Annotated in this window: 14 protein-coding genes and 12 pseudogenes; 21 read left to right on the top strand and 5 right to left on the bottom strand. The window is 44.6% G+C overall.

Annotated elements, in window-relative coordinates; genetic code table 11:
* The first annotated feature begins 14 nt into the window (after positions 1-14).
* Complete coding sequence (locus tag HF650_RS01335) at positions 15-530, top strand: hypothetical protein (RefSeq protein ID WP_187800872.1); 516 nt, start codon at positions 15-17, stop codon at positions 528-530.
* Between the two features lie 422 nt (positions 531-952).
* Here the strand turns inward: HF650_RS01335 and HF650_RS01340 are convergent, their stop codons facing one another.
* The gene (locus tag HF650_RS01340) at positions 953-1564 is read right to left on the bottom strand and encodes a DUF4291 domain-containing protein (protein WP_223284249.1); all 612 of its coding nucleotides are present in this window, start codon (positions 1562-1564) and stop codon (positions 953-955) included.
* A gap of 165 nt (positions 1565-1729) precedes the next feature.
* On the opposite strand from HF650_RS01340, the pseudogene HF650_RS01345 reads away from it, so the two are divergent.
* The 11 genes and pseudogenes from HF650_RS01345 to HF650_RS01400 form a co-directional block, all read left to right on the top strand.
* A pseudogene (locus HF650_RS01345) lies at positions 1730-2905 on the top strand (RHS repeat-associated core domain-containing protein); the annotation flags it as partial.
* A gap of 380 nt (positions 2906-3285) precedes the next feature.
* Positions 3286-3750, top strand: a complete 465-nt coding sequence (locus tag HF650_RS01350; protein WP_187800873.1) for a hypothetical protein — start codon at positions 3286-3288, stop codon at positions 3748-3750.
* 597 nt (positions 3751-4347) lie between these two features.
* Positions 4348-4882, top strand: a pseudogene (locus HF650_RS25090) (RHS repeat-associated core domain-containing protein); the annotation flags it as partial.
* A gap of 398 nt (positions 4883-5280) precedes the next feature.
* Entirely contained in the window at positions 5281-5799 is a 519-nt protein-coding gene (locus HF650_RS01360; protein ID WP_223284250.1) for a hypothetical protein, read from the top strand.
* A 129-nt stretch (positions 5800-5928) separates the two neighbouring features.
* Positions 5929-6120 (top strand): annotated as a pseudogene (locus tag HF650_RS01365) (RHS repeat-associated core domain-containing protein); the annotation flags it as partial.
* Between the two features lie 335 nt (positions 6121-6455).
* Complete coding sequence (locus HF650_RS01370; RefSeq protein WP_187800875.1) at positions 6456-6833, top strand: Imm8 family immunity protein; 378 nt, start codon at positions 6456-6458, stop codon at positions 6831-6833.
* Between the two features lie 293 nt (positions 6834-7126).
* A complete protein-coding gene (locus HF650_RS01380) occupies positions 7127-7489 on the top strand; it encodes a hypothetical protein (protein WP_223284350.1) in 363 nt (120 codons plus the stop codon).
* 109 nt (positions 7490-7598) lie between these two features.
* Positions 7599-7796, top strand: coding sequence for a hypothetical protein (locus HF650_RS01385; protein ID WP_187800876.1), 198 nt, complete (start codon positions 7599-7601; stop codon positions 7794-7796).
* An 80-nt stretch (positions 7797-7876) separates the two neighbouring features.
* Positions 7877-8752: pseudogene (locus tag HF650_RS01390) on the top strand (RHS repeat-associated core domain-containing protein); the annotation flags it as partial.
* Between the two features lie 2 nt (positions 8753-8754).
* Complete coding sequence (locus HF650_RS01395; protein ID WP_187800877.1) at positions 8755-8988, top strand: hypothetical protein; 234 nt, start codon at positions 8755-8757, stop codon at positions 8986-8988.
* A 66-nt stretch (positions 8989-9054) separates the two neighbouring features.
* Positions 9055-9276 carry a hypothetical protein gene (locus tag HF650_RS01400; protein ID WP_187800878.1) on the top strand — a complete coding sequence of 74 codons (222 nt, stop codon included), beginning with the start codon at positions 9055-9057 and terminating at the stop codon, positions 9274-9276.
* Between the two features lie 53 nt (positions 9277-9329).
* Here HF650_RS01400 and HF650_RS01405 read toward each other — a convergent pair.
* Positions 9330-9626: pseudogene (locus HF650_RS01405) on the bottom strand (SymE family type I addiction module toxin); the annotation flags it as partial.
* Between the two features lie 297 nt (positions 9627-9923).
* Here HF650_RS01405 and HF650_RS25100 point away from each other — a divergent pair.
* The 3 genes and pseudogenes from HF650_RS25100 to HF650_RS01415 all read left to right on the top strand — a co-directional run.
* Positions 9924-10406: pseudogene (locus HF650_RS25100) on the top strand (RHS repeat-associated core domain-containing protein); the annotation flags it as partial.
* A gap of 72 nt (positions 10407-10478) precedes the next feature.
* Positions 10479-10754: pseudogene (locus HF650_RS25105) on the top strand (hypothetical protein); the annotation flags it as partial.
* A gap of 1 nt (position 10755) precedes the next feature.
* On the top strand, positions 10756-11187 hold the full coding sequence (locus tag HF650_RS01415) for a hypothetical protein (protein ID WP_187800881.1): 432 nt from the start codon (positions 10756-10758) through the stop codon (positions 11185-11187).
* Between the two features lie 60 nt (positions 11188-11247).
* Here the strand turns inward: HF650_RS01415 and HF650_RS01420 are convergent.
* Positions 11248-11553: pseudogene (locus HF650_RS01420) on the bottom strand (SymE family type I addiction module toxin).
* A gap of 163 nt (positions 11554-11716) precedes the next feature.
* Between HF650_RS01420 and HF650_RS01425 the strand changes: the two are divergent.
* The 3 genes and pseudogenes from HF650_RS01425 to HF650_RS01440 form a co-directional block, all read left to right on the top strand.
* Positions 11717-12741, top strand: a pseudogene (locus tag HF650_RS01425) (RHS repeat-associated core domain-containing protein); the annotation flags it as partial.
* A gap of 3 nt (positions 12742-12744) precedes the next feature.
* Positions 12745-13104 carry an Imm8 family immunity protein gene (locus tag HF650_RS01430; RefSeq protein WP_187800882.1) on the top strand — a complete coding sequence of 120 codons (360 nt, stop codon included), beginning with the start codon at positions 12745-12747 and terminating at the stop codon, positions 13102-13104.
* A 512-nt stretch (positions 13105-13616) separates the two neighbouring features.
* Complete coding sequence (locus tag HF650_RS01440) at positions 13617-13928, top strand: hypothetical protein (protein WP_187800884.1); 312 nt, start codon at positions 13617-13619, stop codon at positions 13926-13928.
* 262 nt (positions 13929-14190) lie between these two features.
* Here HF650_RS01440 and HF650_RS01445 read toward each other — a convergent pair.
* Positions 14191-14502 (bottom strand): annotated as a pseudogene (locus HF650_RS01445) (SymE family type I addiction module toxin).
* Positions 14503-14745: 243 nt separating this feature from the next.
* Between HF650_RS01445 and HF650_RS25110 the strand changes: the two are divergent.
* Together HF650_RS25110 and HF650_RS01460 are read left to right on the top strand one after the other, a co-directional pair.
* Positions 14746-15723, top strand: a pseudogene (locus HF650_RS25110) (RHS repeat-associated core domain-containing protein); the annotation flags it as partial.
* Complete coding sequence (locus HF650_RS01460; RefSeq protein WP_223284251.1) at positions 15720-16046, top strand: hypothetical protein; 327 nt, start codon at positions 15720-15722, stop codon at positions 16044-16046. The pseudogene HF650_RS25110 and the gene HF650_RS01460, both read left to right, overlap by 4 nt.
* Before the next feature lie 48 nt (positions 16047-16094).
* On the opposite strand, the gene HF650_RS01465 is transcribed toward HF650_RS01460, so the two are convergent.
* Positions 16095-16391, bottom strand: coding sequence for a SymE family type I addiction module toxin (locus HF650_RS01465; protein ID WP_223284311.1), 297 nt, complete (start codon positions 16389-16391; stop codon positions 16095-16097).
* Positions 16392-16450: 59 nt separating this feature from the next.
* Between HF650_RS01465 and HF650_RS01470 the strand changes: the two are divergent.
* A pseudogene (locus HF650_RS01470) lies at positions 16451-17223 on the top strand (RHS repeat-associated core domain-containing protein); the annotation flags it as partial.
* Positions 17224-17229 lie beyond the last annotated feature (6 nt).

The raw sequence follows: 17229 nt of genomic DNA on the forward strand, positions 1-17229 counted from the left end.
AATAGAAGGTTTTTATGAATATTAACAAAGATGAAAATGTTTTAGTTATATTAAAAAATAATCACCATTATTATTGGTTTGCCGCTTTTAAAGAAATGTGGGTAATGGACAGAATTAAATGGGTAGCGGATTTTGTTAGAAATGGTATTGATGATTTGAATTTTTATATTCATCAAGAAAGATATGATATCCCTGTTTTTAATGAACAAAATGCAGATGAATTCATACGCCGTCTGATTAAAGATGGATATCTTTATAACAAGAACGAGATCGCTGATGAATTTTACAAGCGATTATCAATAGAAGATTCATGGTGGAGTGTGTACGATCTTATGCCTGATTTGTTTATTGACTTCGACGAGAAAAAACTCTACTCACAATATGTAGAAAATATGCACTATGAGAAATATGTACCACAAAATTGGGTGGGTGAAGTAGTTGATTTTTGTGATGATGGTTTGTTGGATGATTGTGAACGCTTTTGGATAAGAAATGGTATGGATTATAGGAAAAACTTATTGAAAGGTTGATTTTAAAAATTAGTAGACTTTTAAATGAAATAATATTAATAATTTTAGAGTAAGCTTGTGGTAGACACTAGGGGGTATAGATTGTTTATAACTGTATCGGTTTTTGAGACTCCTTATTAGAACTAACAAATTAAAGGGTCAAGAGTTATATTGGGTTGATTAATGCTTATTTATTAAAGTTAAGTGCCCGATACTATTATACCAGATGCTTACTAAACCAATTTTTAATATGAATTGATAACTCACTTTTTTAGAGAGATTAAGTAAAATCAAGAATGAAATGGTGAAAATATAAATTCTGCATCACTATTCTTTAAAACAAGCATTATAGATTTTAAATCTTTAAATATATAATTTAGATGTTTATTATATATTTTTGTTTTTTAATTTCTTCAATGCTGATTTATACCTGTAATTATTAGTTATAAGGTGACATCATAAACCCTTTCCTTCGGTAGAAGTCCTATTGCTTCACTTACATTATCTGATTTAATTAACTTGTATATATGCCTTACATCTTTAGTTAAATCTGATATGTTAATTATCCATTTTTGGCAGTAATCGATTACGGCTTGATTACGCAATCCGATCTGAATCGTACGATGATTAAGTTTATTTAGGAATATGTCTCGCTCTGGATCCCATTGTATAACAACGTCTGATTCTTTTATTTTTTTCTTCCATTCGGTGTGCTGTTCTGTCTCATGGCTTTTATGGTTACTTAGTATGCCTTTAGAAAGAATGTCTTTAAAGCCTTCGTGGCTGAGGTCAATTGCCAAAATACGGCTTTGATTATAATCTTTCGTGCCCCATCCCGAACGATACATCATCCATAAGAAAGAAGGTTTAATCCATGTCATTCTCGACGTGCTAAAAGGAGGAGAAACAAAAGTTTTATTATCAAGAGCGCTGTCAGCAATATTGTCAGAATATGCTTGGTAAACGCGAATAAAGTCTTCTGTATAAAAAGCTCTAATCTCTTTTTCTGGTAGAGGGGTATTTATTGGGTTTTTTTCATGATATTCTTGCTCCAACTTTTACTATATAAGCTAATGTGTACTATCTTACCACAAATCATATTAAATTGAGTATATTCAATATTTGATTTGGACAGCGAAGTTTGAGTTATCGAATTTTACAAATATCATTTCTAGTTAGATGACTTTATCTATTAAGTATCAAAAATTGCGATAGTCGTTGCCTTAAGCAACCTCAGTGCCACCACCTTCCCGGACGGGAGGGTGCTGAAATTCTTGCGCTACGGCACCGGGCACCTGCTGGAGATGCAGCTCTCCCTGAGCGGCAAAACGCTGCAGATCACCGGCTACCAGCGTGACCGCCTGCACCGGGAGACGCACCGCACGATGGGCGCGCTGGAGCTGGAGACGCACTACGACATGGCCGGGCGCATCACGCACCGGCGCTGCACCGACAACCTGCGCGACCGCCTGGTCTCCGAGCGCCGCTACCAGTGGGACCGCGCGGACCAGATAATCCGCCGCATGTACACCGACGGCGCGCCGTCCACCCCGGCAGAGAAGTACCGTCAGTCCCTGTGGGGCTACGACGCGGCAGGGCGCATGACGCAGAGCCTGCAGCCGGAAGTGGAGGAGCGTTTCTGGTATGACGCGGCGGACAACCGTACCACCCCGGATTTACAACCGGTATGGAACAACCTGCTGAAACGTCTGGACGGCGTCAGCCGTGAGTACGACGGTTTCGGGCGTATGACCGTGCGCCACGACACGCACCGGAGAGTGACGCAGCGCTTCAGCTACGATGACGAACACCGCATCAGCCGGGTGGAAATCGACGGTGACGCGGAGTTCACAAAAGCAGAATACCGCTACGACGCGCCAGGCCGCCGTACGGAGAAACAGGTGTGGCGACGCCATGCCCGTAAACCGGAACGCACGCAGTACGCCTGGTCCGGCCTGCAGATGGTGGGTGAAACCAGCGACAGTCACCCGGACGCAGCGGTGCAGTATATCTACACCGAAAACAGCTATGAACCGCTGGCGCGTGTTGACAGCCATGGGCAGCATGCGGAGATCTTCTGGTACCACACGGAACTGAACGGCCTGCCGGAGAGCGTGACCGACAGCAACGGCGACACCGTCTGGCGCGGGACTTCCTCCGCCTGGGGCCGCAGCCTGCGCGAGAGCACACCGGTAAACTGGGATACCCCGCAGAACCTGCGCTTCCAGGGCCAGTACCTGGACCGCGAAACGGGCCTGCACTACAATACTTTCCGTTACTACGACCCGGCGGGCGGGTGTTACACCCAGATGGACCCGATTGGTTTGCTGGGCGGGCTGAACACTTATACCTATGTGGTTGATCCGCTGGGGTGGGTGGATCCGCTGGGTTTAAGTTGTATAAAATGGAATGATAAAGCTCAACGGTTCCAGGGGGCAAATGGTCGATTTATTTCTAGGGCTGAAGCGGCTAAGACGATAAGAATTAACCCGCAAAAACAAGCGGGTCATATTCAGGGTACTCCTCAATATAAAAATAGATTAAAGCAGGGGAAACCAACGTCAGCATTTGACAGTCAAGCCGATGTTGATAAATTAGTTCGTGACACATTAGAACGCGGGAATCCAGTCCCCAATCAACCGGGTAAGTTTGATTTGGAAACAGGTAGCCCTATTGGAACTGGTCCTAATGGAGGTTCACAAACTAAAGTCAGGGTTCATGTTGATTCCAAAGGCGAAGCTCATGGGCATCCTGCCGGAAGGGAGCTTTGATTTTCATGACTATACAAAGAGAAAAGATTTTATCTGATATTTATAAAGCATATGGTGACTTAAGTAGCCCGAATTTCAATTTTGTGATGGAATCATATAACTCTCTGAAGTATAAAGAAATATTGAGTGATATTTATTCTTTATTCAAAGTTAAAGATCATACTGATTTAAATTATGATGTGTGTGTTTCATTAGAGCTTGAGTATTTAAAAAAACCAATTTATTTATATTTGTCTTTAGTGTCAACATATGCTTTCGTATTCTACGAAGGAAAAGTTATTGATTGTAATGATGATGTTTATCAGGCACTTCCTGGTCTGGCAAATATATTGAATTCTCATGGTTTTGTTCTGATGGATAAAGAAAATCTTTTGTGCGAATTTGATATGGATGTAACCCACTTTGATGCCGAAGATAAAAAGGCATCGATTCTTGGACTATTGTTCTCATTTGGTTTGTCAGTCGATTAAGATTAAACGCCGGAAAATATTCCCGGCTTTTTTATTATTTAACCATTCAGGTCCCGCCTTGGGTTCTGCCTCGCTTAATAACCGGGATATCCCTAGTATGATCCAGCGCGCCTGGAATTTTTTTCAGCCACGCGTTCACCTTCTGCTTATTAATGCGCGTAACGCTCATCCCTTTAATACAGCCAAAGAGTTCACGGGTGAGCTGCGGTGTGATAATAATAAGGTCCCGCATAACCCGGATCTTGACTGACATCCCGTCAATAAATCTGGCCCGTGCCATCCATGCGTCGTGTAAACGGAGCGAACTACAGTCAGCGTAAGAATAGAACTCACAATGAGCAGATCCGGCAGTGTGTTGGAAGCGTGTTCAGCCATGATTAACTCCCTGCGATAGTGGATTGTGATAATCGGCTGGCATGTTGCAGGTGTATCCATTTCATATTAAGGATGGCACTTAGGTGGTGCCAGTAACGACTTCCTGGTGAAAAAGGCATCTGACACGCCTGAATCACTTCCTCTTCTCACCGAATAACCGCGCCACTTGCTGCAGGGTTTAGACGGGATGAGCCGGGAGTATATAGATTCCGGGCGTGGTTTCGCCACGACTCGCTGCGGAGTGTGACGCAGCGCTTCAGTTACACACCCTGCCCGCAAACCGGAGCGCACGCAGTACGCCCGGTCCGGCCTTCAGATGGTGTGCGAAACCAGCGACAGCCACCCGGACGCGGCGGTGCAGTATATCCGCACCGAAAACAGTTATGAGCCGCTGGCGCGCGTCGACAGCCACGGTGAGCACGCGGACATCTTCTGGTACCACACGGAACTGAACGGCCTGCCGGACAGCGTGACCGACAGCAACGGCGACACCGTCTGGCGTGGGGCTTCCACCGCCTGGGGCCGCAGCCTGCGGGAGAGTACACCGGTAACCTGGGACACCCCGCAGAACCTGCGCTTCCAGGGCCAGTACCTGGACCTGGACCGCGAAACGGGCCTGCACTACAACACCTTCCGCTACTACGACCCGGCGGGCGGATGTTACACCCAGATGGACCCGATTGGTCTGGCAGGCGGTATAAACTTATATACTTGTGTATTAAACCCTTTAATTCATTTAGATCCGTTAGGCTTAAACGGATGTGATATTTCCTTTGGACAAAAAAGGATTAGTGCGAATTTCAGAGATGTAGGCTCTGATGCTCCTGACTATATTCGTGGAAGGAGCATTTATGATGTGGCTAACGATTTGAGAACCGGAAAACTTCATCCTGACCAACTACCGGTTAGCTATTTTGTGCATCCAGAAACAGGCCAGAAAATAGCTGAAAGTAATAGAACACTGGCGGCACTTTCTGCTGCGGATATGAGGCCAACAATTTTACATGAAGTACCCGTTACTAATATTTTATTAGCTCGCTTAGAGGAAGCCCCACTAAGATCTCGAGGCGAAGTATTTTCCATGCCGGGGTCTTCTATTCCCATTACGCCGGGCCCAAAAAACAATACGATTTTAGATATTATAAGGTTAGTAAAATGAAAAACACTCTTAAGATGGTGGAGTCCTCTTGGAAAATGGAAAGTGTTACTGAGCCATTTTTTAATTATGACGATAAAGGATTAGAGGTTTACTTTATGGTTTTTATGGGGGAAGATGTTAGAAATCAAGACTTAAATGCATATATGTCACAAAACAGTTTAATTTCTCAGGATGATATCCCTGATGAAAACTATAATAATTCTGGATACAGGGTGGCGCACATTATTTTTCGTTCTTTTAGTGAATTTTATTTCTCTGATAACTCATCAGGTTTATCTTTGTATGAGAAAAGTTCCGATCTTATTCCCGGTTTTTATGAGGAAATAGATGAGAAAAAAGAGAGGGGTAGGTTATGTATTTATAGGCCACGATCTTTTCGTATCAATAAAAGGCGGCCATTATATAGAGAAGCTTACTACTTTATAAAAACAGAAAATATAAATTTTTTTCTTTTTATAAAGCTTGAATTCAATAAATTGATGTATAAATCATTCTTTGTAAACGTATCGATCTAGAGAAATAATGTAGAGACTTTTTAGCACTATAAAAATGGGGTTTAAGTCGAACAGCGTGACCGGCAGCAACGGCGACACCATCCGGGCCGCAGTCTGCACGAGAGCACACCGGTAACCTGGGACACCCCGCAAAACCTGCGCTTCCAGGGCCAGTACCTGGACCGTGAAACGGGCCTGCATTACAACACCTTCCGCTACTACGACCCGGCGGCCGGGTGTTACACGCAGATGGACCCGATTGGTCTAAGAGGTGGGTTAAACCTGTATGCTTATGCGCCGAATCCGTTAAACTGGATCGATCCGCTGGGTTTAACCTGTAAGTTAACAAATCAACAGTTTAAGAATAAGCTTAAAAGAATTAAAAATCAGACTGCCGCAGGTGGTAATCGGGGAATAACCGGCGTTGTATCACAAAATGATGCGTTTAGATTAGGTGAAGTATTTGTAGGTCCTAATTATAGAGTTATGTCCAACGGTAAAGGGTTTGTGTCAGAAGATGGTTTGAGAACTTTCAGATTCCCTGCTGATAAGAGGGGATTTGATCGTGTTAACGGCCGCCCATGGTCGAAGACAGGAAAACAAGTGAATTTTGAAACCAAAAATGGGGATGGTGATGTTATTGCCAATGTTCATTTAGATGTAGAGAATTTTCGGATATGAAAAAAAATAAACCACAACTTATTTTATACGATATGTCTTCAACAATGTTCGATCCGCTTAGTGAGTGGGAACCTTCTTCTCTTGAAGATACATATGTAGCCATTGATTTATGCATTGGTATGAATGATGGTGAAAAAGGGAGCAATTATTTTTATGTAAAAATTGCCACCCCAGAAGCCTTGAGGAAGCGATCAAAGGATTTCCTCATATCTGACAATAGAGTTATTGTAATTGATTATTTTGATTATTATTTAATTAGGAAAGTAATCGAAGATATTCTAAAGAAATGTTCAAGAGAAAACTGGGACGAATCTTGTCTTGTATTACAACGCTATTTTTCATGGGAATATGAAGATTATAACTATGAAAAGTAGATGGCTAATTCTTTGAAGGTTTAAATTTTATATGTTGCTGTAATATCAGTAAAATAACTGCCAAAGTTGACTGAATAAAAAGTCGGGAGATTGATTTAATCTTTCCGTCTTTTTATTATTTGATCCCCGTTAAATTCCGCCTTCGATCCTTTCGCGCTTAATCACAGTAATATCCCGACATAATTCAGCGCTCCTGGAAACTACGACCCGGCGGGCGGGTGTTACACCCAGATGGACCCGATACGGCTCCTGGGCGGGCTGAATACGTATACCTATGTGGTTGATCCGCTGGTGTGGGTGGATCCGTTGGGACTCTTGCCTTGCGCGAAAAAAATCCATGCACTGAGAACTGGTGGGAAAAATACTATTGTCGAGTTAGGACAAAAGCGGAAGCGGATGAGTTGTTACACGCTGCATTTCCCGGTTATCAGAAGGTTAAAGGAGTTGGGCCGCAAGATGCCATTGGTGTGCGAAAGAAAAGAAAAATGGACCGTTTTAAAGAGGGCGGTGCTTATCATAAAGATTATGCAATTGATCCTAATACGGGAAGAGTAAGAGGCCATGCACCTAGTGATGATCATGGCACATATCCACACATAAACATTAAACGTACAGACGGTGTTAAAGTCGTAATTAATATTACAGGTGGTTTATGATTAATGATAAAAATTTAATGGAAAAAATCGAGAAAGGGCAGCAAGTAGGACAGCGCTTTTCATTTTCACACAATGGAAAGGTATTCTGGTCTTCAGTTGGAATTCAAAAGTGAAAGGGGAATATAAGGTTTTTGTAGATGAGATCCTAGATGAAAATATGGATGCGGAAGACTATGAACGAGAAGAGATAATTTCTTTCGAATCTATTGAGGCTGCTTTTGAATTCATACAAAACAGCACTCATGCAGATCTCAAAAAACTAGCACCATGTAAAGGTCAAAAAATATTCAATCCACGATTTAATTAAATAATTAAGCATTGCTTTAGTATATTTTACTGGCCTGTAATTTAAAAGAATTTAGAGCATATAAGATAAATAGGTTTGAGCGCCACAGCGATAAACAGGTGTGGCGACGCCATGTCCGGAAACCGGAACGCACGCAGTATGCCTGGTCCGGCCTGCAGATGGTCGGAGAAACCAGCGACAACCACCCGGACGCGGCGGTGCAGTATATCTACACCGAAAACAGCTATGAACCGCTGGCGCGCGTCGACAGCCACGGTGAGCACGCGGATATCTTCTGGTACCACACCGAACTGAACGGCCTGCCGGACAGCGTGACCGACAGCAACGGCGACACCGTCTGGCGCGGCGCATCTAGCGCCTGGGGCCGCAGCCTGCGCGAGAGCGCGCCGGTCGAGTGGGACACCCCGCAGAACCTGCGCTTCCAGGGCCAGTACCTGGACCGCGAAACGGGCCTGCACTACAATACTTTCCGTTACTACGACCCGGCGGGCGGGTGTTATACGCAGATGGACCCGATAGGGCTGAATGGAGGTATCAACCTCTATCAATATGCGCCTAATCCGCTGGGGTGGATAGATCCGCTAGGGCTTAAATGTGGTTTAGCCAAACAAGGCGAAGATTTATATGTGGGTACATATGGTCAGGTAAGAGGAGGCAATCTTAAATCCGGCCTTAATTCAACTCATACTCCTCATCATGCAATTCAAAATGCTGCTAGCCCGACAACGCATAGTAAAGATATCACTATTAATTTACGGAAAGATCTTCATGAATTAACATGGACTTTTAAAAAACCGATGGTTCCCGGATTAACTAATCGTGAATATCTGGCAAGGGATATTGTGGATCTGCGTAAAATTCTTAAGGATGCAGGTTATGAACAAACGGTAATTAATCGACAACTAAATGAGTTGATTCGGCAGAATAAAGAGCTATGGAAAACGCTGGAGATTTGAATATGGATAAAGATGAAGCGTTGCAGTTTTTATCAGAGCACCAACCGATGCCGCCTGATCAGCTTCTGACACAGGATCTTATTAATAAATATGATGAAGTTAGACGATTTTTTATTGAACATCCGGCTAAAGAAGCTATATCCCTATTTATGAAATCTTATGGGGACGGGGATGGTTGGGGGGTATATCAATTAGTTGAGGATGTTTTTATAAGTGTGATAGTGATGATGTTATAATATCTATTTCAAATATACTTGAAAATCCTCTTATAACTAAAGGTGTCAGATATTGGGTAACTCAACTTGCAGCTTCATTTTTATAAGTGTGATAGTGATGATGTTATAATATCTATTTCAAATATACTTGAAAATCCTCTTATAACTAAAGGTGTCAGATATTGGGTAACTCAACTTGCAGCTTCATTCCCTGATAAAAAACTAATTAATGGCTTAAATATATCATTATCATCAGATGATGGTGATATTTATGAGGCAGCAGTAATTGCTCTTGATATAATTAAATAAATAAAAAGCCGGGAAGGTTATCAAATCTTCCCGGCTTTTATTATTTTAACCAGTTAAATCCCGCCTTCGATCCTGTCGCGCTTAATCACCGGAATATCCCCGGTATCGTTCAGCGCCCCCGGAAATGTCTTTAACCACTGCGCCACCTTCTGCTTATTAATACGGGTGACGCTCATCCCTTCAATACAGCCAAAGAGTTCGCGGGTGTGTTGCGGTGTGATAATAATACAGTCCCGCATAACCCGGATCTTGACGGGCATCCCGTCAATAAACCCGGCCCGTGACATCCATGCGCCGTGTAAACGGAGCGAATGACAGTCTACTTAAGAATAGAACTCACAGTGAGCAGATCCGGCAGTGTGTTAGAAGCGTGTTCAGCCATGATCAACTCCCTGCGATAGTGGATTGTGATAATCGGCTGGCATGTTGCAGGTGTATCCATTTCATATTAAGGATGGCACTTAGGTGGTGCCAGTAACGACTTCCTGGTGAAAAAGGCATCTGACACGCCTGAATCACTTCCTCTTCTCACCGAATAACCGCGCCACTTGCTGCAGGGTTTAGACGGGATGAGCCGGGAGTATATAGATTCCGGGCGTGGTTTCGCCACGACTCGCTGCGGAGTGTGACGCAGCGCTTCAGTTACACACCCTGCCCGCAAACCGGAGCGCACGCAGTACGCCTGGTCCGGCCTGCAGATGGTGGGTGAGACCAGCGACAGTCACCCGGACGCGGCGGTGCAGTATATCTACACCGAAAACAGCTATGAACCGCTGGCGCGTGTTGACAGCCATGGGCAGCATGCGGAGATCTTCTGGTACCACACGGAACTGAACGGCCTGCCGGAGAGCGTGACCGACAGCAACGGCGAGACCGTCTGGCGCGGGACTTCCTCCGCCTGGGGCCGCAGCCTGCGCGAGAGCACACCGGTAAACTGGGACACCCCGCAGAACCTGCGCTTCCAGGGCCAGTACCTGGACCGCGAAACGGGCCTGCACTACAATACTTTCCGTTACTACGACCCGGCGGGCGGGTGTTATACGCAGATGGACCCGATAGGGCTGGCGGGAGGGATAAACCTCTATCAGTATGCGCCTAATCCGCTGTCATGGATCGATCCTCTCGGATTAAAAATTGTTACTGTATACCATTATACTGATCAGAGTGGATATAATGGAATTTCTTCTCAGAAACCCTATAAATTTAAAGCACCCAGTCCAATTAAAGGTCATCCAAGAGGTATATATGTGACGACCAAATCACCGGAGGATTTAGGTAAAACACCAAATGGATTTAAAAAATTGGGATTGACATCAACTAAATCCACACACTTCTTTGAATTTCAGATAGATGATTCTAAACTGAAACCTATTAGAGGAGATCGAGGCGAGTTTATCCGATATATTGAGGGAGATTTAGACCTTGATAGAGATAGCGTTTCCAGGCATGGGAAAACGCCAAAGTGTGGGGGGAAATAAGATGATAACTGGTGTTGATTATGTTTTTTATTCAAGCAGGAAACCGTTTGATATTGAAAGTCATTTTATCTCATCTTTGAAGATGAAATGGGAAACACCTGTTATTGATGAGTTTGAGAGGACTGATTATAGACTGGATTTGTTTTTTGCAAAAGATAAAGAAATGTACTCTCTTTTCGATGAAAATGGATATTGTCTGAACAAGCATAGTGAGGGTTGTTTTATGCTTGTTTCAAGTATGCTTAAGCAACTTGAAAGTAAGATAAAAATCTTAGATATTACTTATCCAGAAAGCAGGCGTAATACAGAACCATATAGTTCAACTATTATGTTGCGTGATATATGGGAATATACATTAGTTTTACCATCCGAGATTACTGAAGGTGATTTCTCTAGAGATATTTATATTTATCTCGAAAATTCCTTAAGGTAAAAATCTTGCCGGGAAATAGATGTTTCCCGGCCTTTTATTATTTAATCCCCGTTCAGTCCACTAAACCAACACATCCTTAATCCCTTTAACCACCTGTTTAGCCTGATAAAGCTGCTCGCGCAGCTCCTGCATCTCGTTGTTGTCAGCGATGATGGTCAGGCACCCCTGCGAAATCTTCACGGTGACGCCGCGCCCGGTGACAAATCCCGCCTGAACCAGCCAGTCGCCCTTAAGCCGGGGTGTCGTGAGTAGTATTATGTGGTCATGTAGGTTTTGCTGTTGAAGTGGCGGGCGCTGACGTAGCCGACTTTATAGCGACGCAGTGCTTTGGAAAGGGTGACTTCTGCCAATATCGTGTTCAGCCATGATTAACGCCCTCTGATAGTGGGATGTGATAAGTGGGGTGACGTGTTGCAGGTGTATCCATTTCGTATTAAGGATGTCACTTAGCCAGCGTCTGTAACTGCTTCCCGGGGAAAAGGTATCTGGCACGCCTGAATCACTTTCTCTTCCCACCGAATAACCGCGCCACTTGCTGCAGGGTTTAGACGGGATGAGCCGGGAGTATAAAGATCCCGGGCGTGGTCGCGCCACGACACGCACCGGAGAGTGACGCAGCGCTTCAGCTATGACGACGAGCACCGCATCAGCCGGGTGGAAATCGACGGTGACGCGGAGTTCACAAAAGCAGAATACCGCTACGACGCGCCAGGCCGCCGTACGGAGAAACAGGTGTGGCGACGCCATGCCCGTAAACCGGAACGCACGCAGTACGCCTGGTCCGGCCTGCAGATGGTGGGTGAAACCAGCGACAGTCACCCGGACGCAGCGGTGCAGTATATCTACACCGAAAACAGCTATGAACCGCTGGCGCGTGTTGACAGCCATGGGCAGCATGCGGAGATCTTCTGGTACCACACGGAACTGAACGGCCTGCCGGAGAGCGTGACCGACAGCAACGGCGGGACCGTCTGGCGCGGGACTTCCTCCGCCTGGGGCCGCAGCCTGCGCGAGAGCACACCGGTAAACTGGGACACCCCGCAGAACCTGCGCTTCCAGGGCCAGTACCTGGACCGCGAAACGGGCCTGCACTACAATACTTTCCGTTACTACGACCCGGCGGGCGGGTGTTATACCCAGATGGACCCGATAGGGCTAAAAGGTGGGTTAAACTTATATCAATATGCGCCTAATCCGCTGAGTTGGATCGATCCGCTTGGGCTATTGGCTGGGTGCTGGAAAAAGAAACTTCGGAAGATAGACGATGCAGTAAGAACACCAGGGAATTCCGGCCTTAAAATGACCCTTAGCCGAAGAGAGGCAAATCGTTTAGGTAAAGAGTTTGTTGGTGAGGGGTACTCAGTCGTACGAGGTAAAAAAGGAGAACTATGGTACATTTCTGCTGATGGAAAACGGATGTACAGAAGCCCTACACCGAAAAGTTCTGATTATGCAAAAACGGGTAAACAGGCGAATTTCCATGAACGAAAAAATGTAAATGATAACTGGTGGGATTCTCAACGAGTATCGAATGTACACGTACATGTGGAATAAAATATGAAATTGATTATTAAATTTGCATGTGTTTCTGATGGTGTAAACTTACGCGCATGGGAGCCAACGGATAACAAAACAATATCTGAGTTCATTTATCTCGAAATTGGTGAGAAAGGGAAAAAAAATTCAGATGGATTTACTATAAGGGTTGCAACACCCGAGGGGCTTAAAAACCTTTCACCTATAAATAAAATTATTGCAGAACGCCCTTTGATTATCATGAGTGAGTATAATTTTCAGGAACTATGGAAATGGCTTGAAGATGTAGTTTCTTCTTGTGAAGGAGATACGTGGCTTCAAAGCATCGAACATCTTAAACGATATTTCGACTGGGAATATGATAACTATAAAACTAGTTAAATTCTCCGCATAAGCTTTAACTCGAGTAGTTATAACTTAAGCGTTTTGTTAGTGTATGAACGAAACCGGCAGTATGATCCGACGATAGGGTAGATTCGCTGTTCTGACCCGATAGGGCTATTAGGTGGATTAAACTTATATGCGTATGCACCTAATCCGTTAAGCTGGATCGATCCCTTCGGATTAACAAAAAGTTGTATAAATGCATCAAGACGTAAGCCTGTTAATCTGCCTGGAATGAAGAAAGTTTCCATTGATATGGAACACATTCTTGAATGACATACAGTTACAGGGAAAGTCGCCAAGCAAAGTGGTATAAACAATTTATTTCCAGAAAATATGTCTCCAAAGCAAATAGAAAATGCTGTCAAAGATGCATATTCTAATATCAAAGTCATAAAAACTCAGGGGGACCGAGTCATGGGACAAGGGACATCTGGAGGGATGACGATAGAGATATGGATAAATAAATCAACCAAAACCATAGAAACCGCATATCCTAAGGGGACTCGATGATGATTAATCTAATTATCAATCCTAACTCCGTTCGATTGTCAAAGACTAAAATTTCAGAACAAGTATTTTCTGAGATTTATTTTAACATTCATGATGATACATTTTTTCCTGAAAAAGGGTGGGATGATTTCTCTGTGGTCATAATGGGGTGGTGGTTGGAAAGGAGTCTGGCAATAAGGGAAGGAAGTAAGACTATTTTAAATTTTATGGATGGTCCTTACTATCTTGAAATATCTGAATTAGATGAGAATTACACGATCCTTTTCATAAGCGATAAATATAATGTGAAAAAAAGTCCTTTACTCTGAAAAAATAAATGGAAAATTATTTTTAAAGCTATTATTAAAGAGTGCTAACTCATTGATTAGAAATATTCCTGATGAAGCAAAAAAATTGGCCGATGTGTTGGTTTTAATAAATAATTTCAAGTTATTACAACGACATGTGAAATTAATTTGTGGTTAACCAGAATTAAAATTATGTAATTTATTAATGGTGTAAAATGATAGCAAATAGCTAAAAATGGGAGGATTAATCCTCCCATTTTTTATGTATCTCTCGTTTAATCCACTAAACCAGCACGTCTTTAATCCCCTTAACCACCTGTTTAGCCTGATAAAGCTGCTCGCGCAGCTCCTGCATCTTGTTGTTGTCAGCGATGATGGTCAGGCACCCCTGCGAAATCTTCACGGTGACGCCGCGCCCGGTGACAAATCCCGCCTCAGCCAGCCAGTCGCCCTTAAGGTGCAGCCGGGGTGTCGTGAGTAGTATTATGTGGTCATGTAGGTTTTGCTGTTGAAGTGGCGGGCGCTGACGTAGCGGACTTTATAGCGACGCAGTGCTTTGGAAAGGGCGACTTCTGCCAATATCGTGTTCAGCCATGATTAACGCCCTCTGATAGTGGGATGTGATAAGTGGGGTGACGTGTTGCAGGTGTATCCATTTCGTATTAAGGATGTCACTTAGCCAGCGTCTGTAACTGCTTCCCGGGGAAAAGGTATCTGGCACGCCTGAATTACTTTCTCTTCCCACCGAATAACCGTGCCACTTGCTGCAGGGTTTAGACGGGATGAGCCGGGAGTATAAAGATCCCGGGCGTGGTCGCGCCACGACACGCACCGGAGAGTGACGCAGCACTTCAGCTACGACGACGAGCACCGTATCAGCCGGGTGGAAATCGACGGTGACGCGGAGTTCACAAAAGCAGAATACCGCTACGACGCGCCAGGCCGCCGTACGGAGAAACAGGTGTGGCGACGCCATGCCCGTAAACCGGAACGCACGCAGTACGCCTGGTCCGGCCTGCAGATGGTGGGTGAAACCAGCGACAGTCACCCGGACGCGGTGGTGCAGTATATCTACACCGAAAACAGCTTTGAACCGCTGGCGCGCGTCGACAGCCACGGTGAGCACGCGGACATCTTCTGGTACCACACGGAACTGAACGGCCTGCCGGACAGCGTGACCGACAGCAACGGCGAGACCGTCTGGCGCGGTGCTTCCACGGCCTGGGGCCGCAGCCTGCGTGAAAGCACACCGGTAACCTGGGACACCCCGCAGAACCTGCGCTTCCAGGGCCAGTACCTGGACCGCGAAACGGGCCTGCACTACAATACTTTCCGTTACTACGACCCGGCGGGCGGGTGTTATACGCAGATGGACCCGATAGGGCTAAATGGAGGTATCAACCTCTATCAATATGCGCCTAATCCGCTGGGGTGGATTGATCCATTAGGTCTTACTAAAACCCATACTGGGTATGTTTACCGTGCATTGTCTAAAGGACAGAAAAAATGTGCGCTGGCAGGGGAAAAAATCCCGCCCAAAGATTCTCATGCTAGCTATTCTGTGCAAGAGCATATTGAAAATGGAAAACTTTCAACTCAATTGATATCCACTACAAAAAAAGAAAGTACCGCAGATTTTTATAATAAAAACAATAGTAAAGTAAAAGTAGATTTATCAAAAATACAAGATAATGAAATTATTGACGTTAGTAATGGACAGGGGTTGTCTGGTAAGGCGTCTCGATACGCTAGGAAAGATAAAGAAGTTATATTAACTAACGGTATTCCATCTGGATCATATGAGATTATTAAATGAACACTGAATTATATTCTCGCTTCAAATTGCTATCAAAAAAAATGAATGATTTTTATGATCAAGAATATTCATCCGAAGAGGATGAATATTTTCAAAATAAAAAAATAAAGTCCGATATCATTGATTTTATTGTAAAATCAAATGAGTTAAGTGAGTTTTCTTTTGTGCAGGATGCATTACTTCTTCTTTTTGGCAATACAGGTTGCCGGGAAGATTTTGAAATATTTAATGAAATAATAACACCATTATTTGAAAAAAATATTCTCGATAATAAATCACTGGGAAAATATTTTGGTAACTCTCCGTTATCAAGATGGAAATAGTAACGTAAAGCCGGGAGAAAAATTAAAGCTTCCCGGCTTTTTTATTATTTAACTCTCATTCAGCACACTAAACATCCCGTTCCGCTTCCCCTTAACCACCTGTTTAACCTGATAAAGTTCTTCCCGCAGCTCCTGTACCTCGTCACTGTCAGCGATGATAGTCAGGCACCCGTCCGATATTTTTACGGACACGCCGCGCCCGGTGTCAAATCCCGCCTCTTTTAACCAGTCGCCTTTGAGGGTCAGGCTGGGGTGGGATGAATAGTAGGTTTTAGTAATATTCCGGCGGTTTTCGTGGCGGACTCTGACATAGCTGACTTTGTAGCGGCGCTGTGTTTTGGAAATGGTGACTTATGGCGTAATACTTTTTCAGCCATTAACCATCCCTGACAGGGGGTTATGCCATGCAGTACGCCTGGTCCGGCCTGCAGATGGTGGGTGAAACCAGTAACAGTCACCCGGAGGCGGCGGTGCAGTATATCCACATCGAAAACAGTTATGAGCCGCTGGCGCGTGTTGACAGCCACGGTGGACATGCGGAGATCTTCTGGTACCACACGGAACTGAACGGCCTGCCGGAGAGCGTGACCGACAGCAACGGCGGGACCGTCTGGCGCGGGACTTCCTCCGCCTGGGGCCGCAGCCTGCGCGAGAGCACACCGGTAAACCGGGACACCCCGCAGAACCTGCGCTTCCAGGGTCAGTACCTGGACCGCGAAACGGGCCTGCACTACAATACTTTCCGGTACTACGACCCGGCGGGCGGGTGTTACACGCAGATGGATCCTATAGGCTGAAAGGCGGGTTAAACCTGTATGCTTATGCACCGAATCCGTTAAGCTGGATCGATCCGCTGGGTTTAAATAAGGAATTAAATAGTGGTTCTGTTTATCGAATGGGAAGTGGTACAGATTCAAATTTAACCCCACGCCCCGGGAAAGATACAACTACTGGATTATCTACAACCATAGAAAAGCCAACTGGTAAATTCCAAACTCTCGACGTAAAAGTGCTTAATGACAATGGATTGATTGTAATTCAAGATGGAAAGAATCATGCTTCTGTTAGGCCTGCGGATGATCCTGATATGTCTAAACTAAGAGAATGGGCTGATACTCGAGGAACAGAAAAAGTATCACCATATACGAAAGCTGTAAAAAAATCTTGCGGTGGGTAGGTGTCT

Origin of the sequence: Kosakonia sp. SMBL-WEM22 (assembly GCF_014490785.1) — a bacterium.
GTDB lineage: Bacteria > Pseudomonadota > Gammaproteobacteria > Enterobacterales > Enterobacteriaceae > Kosakonia.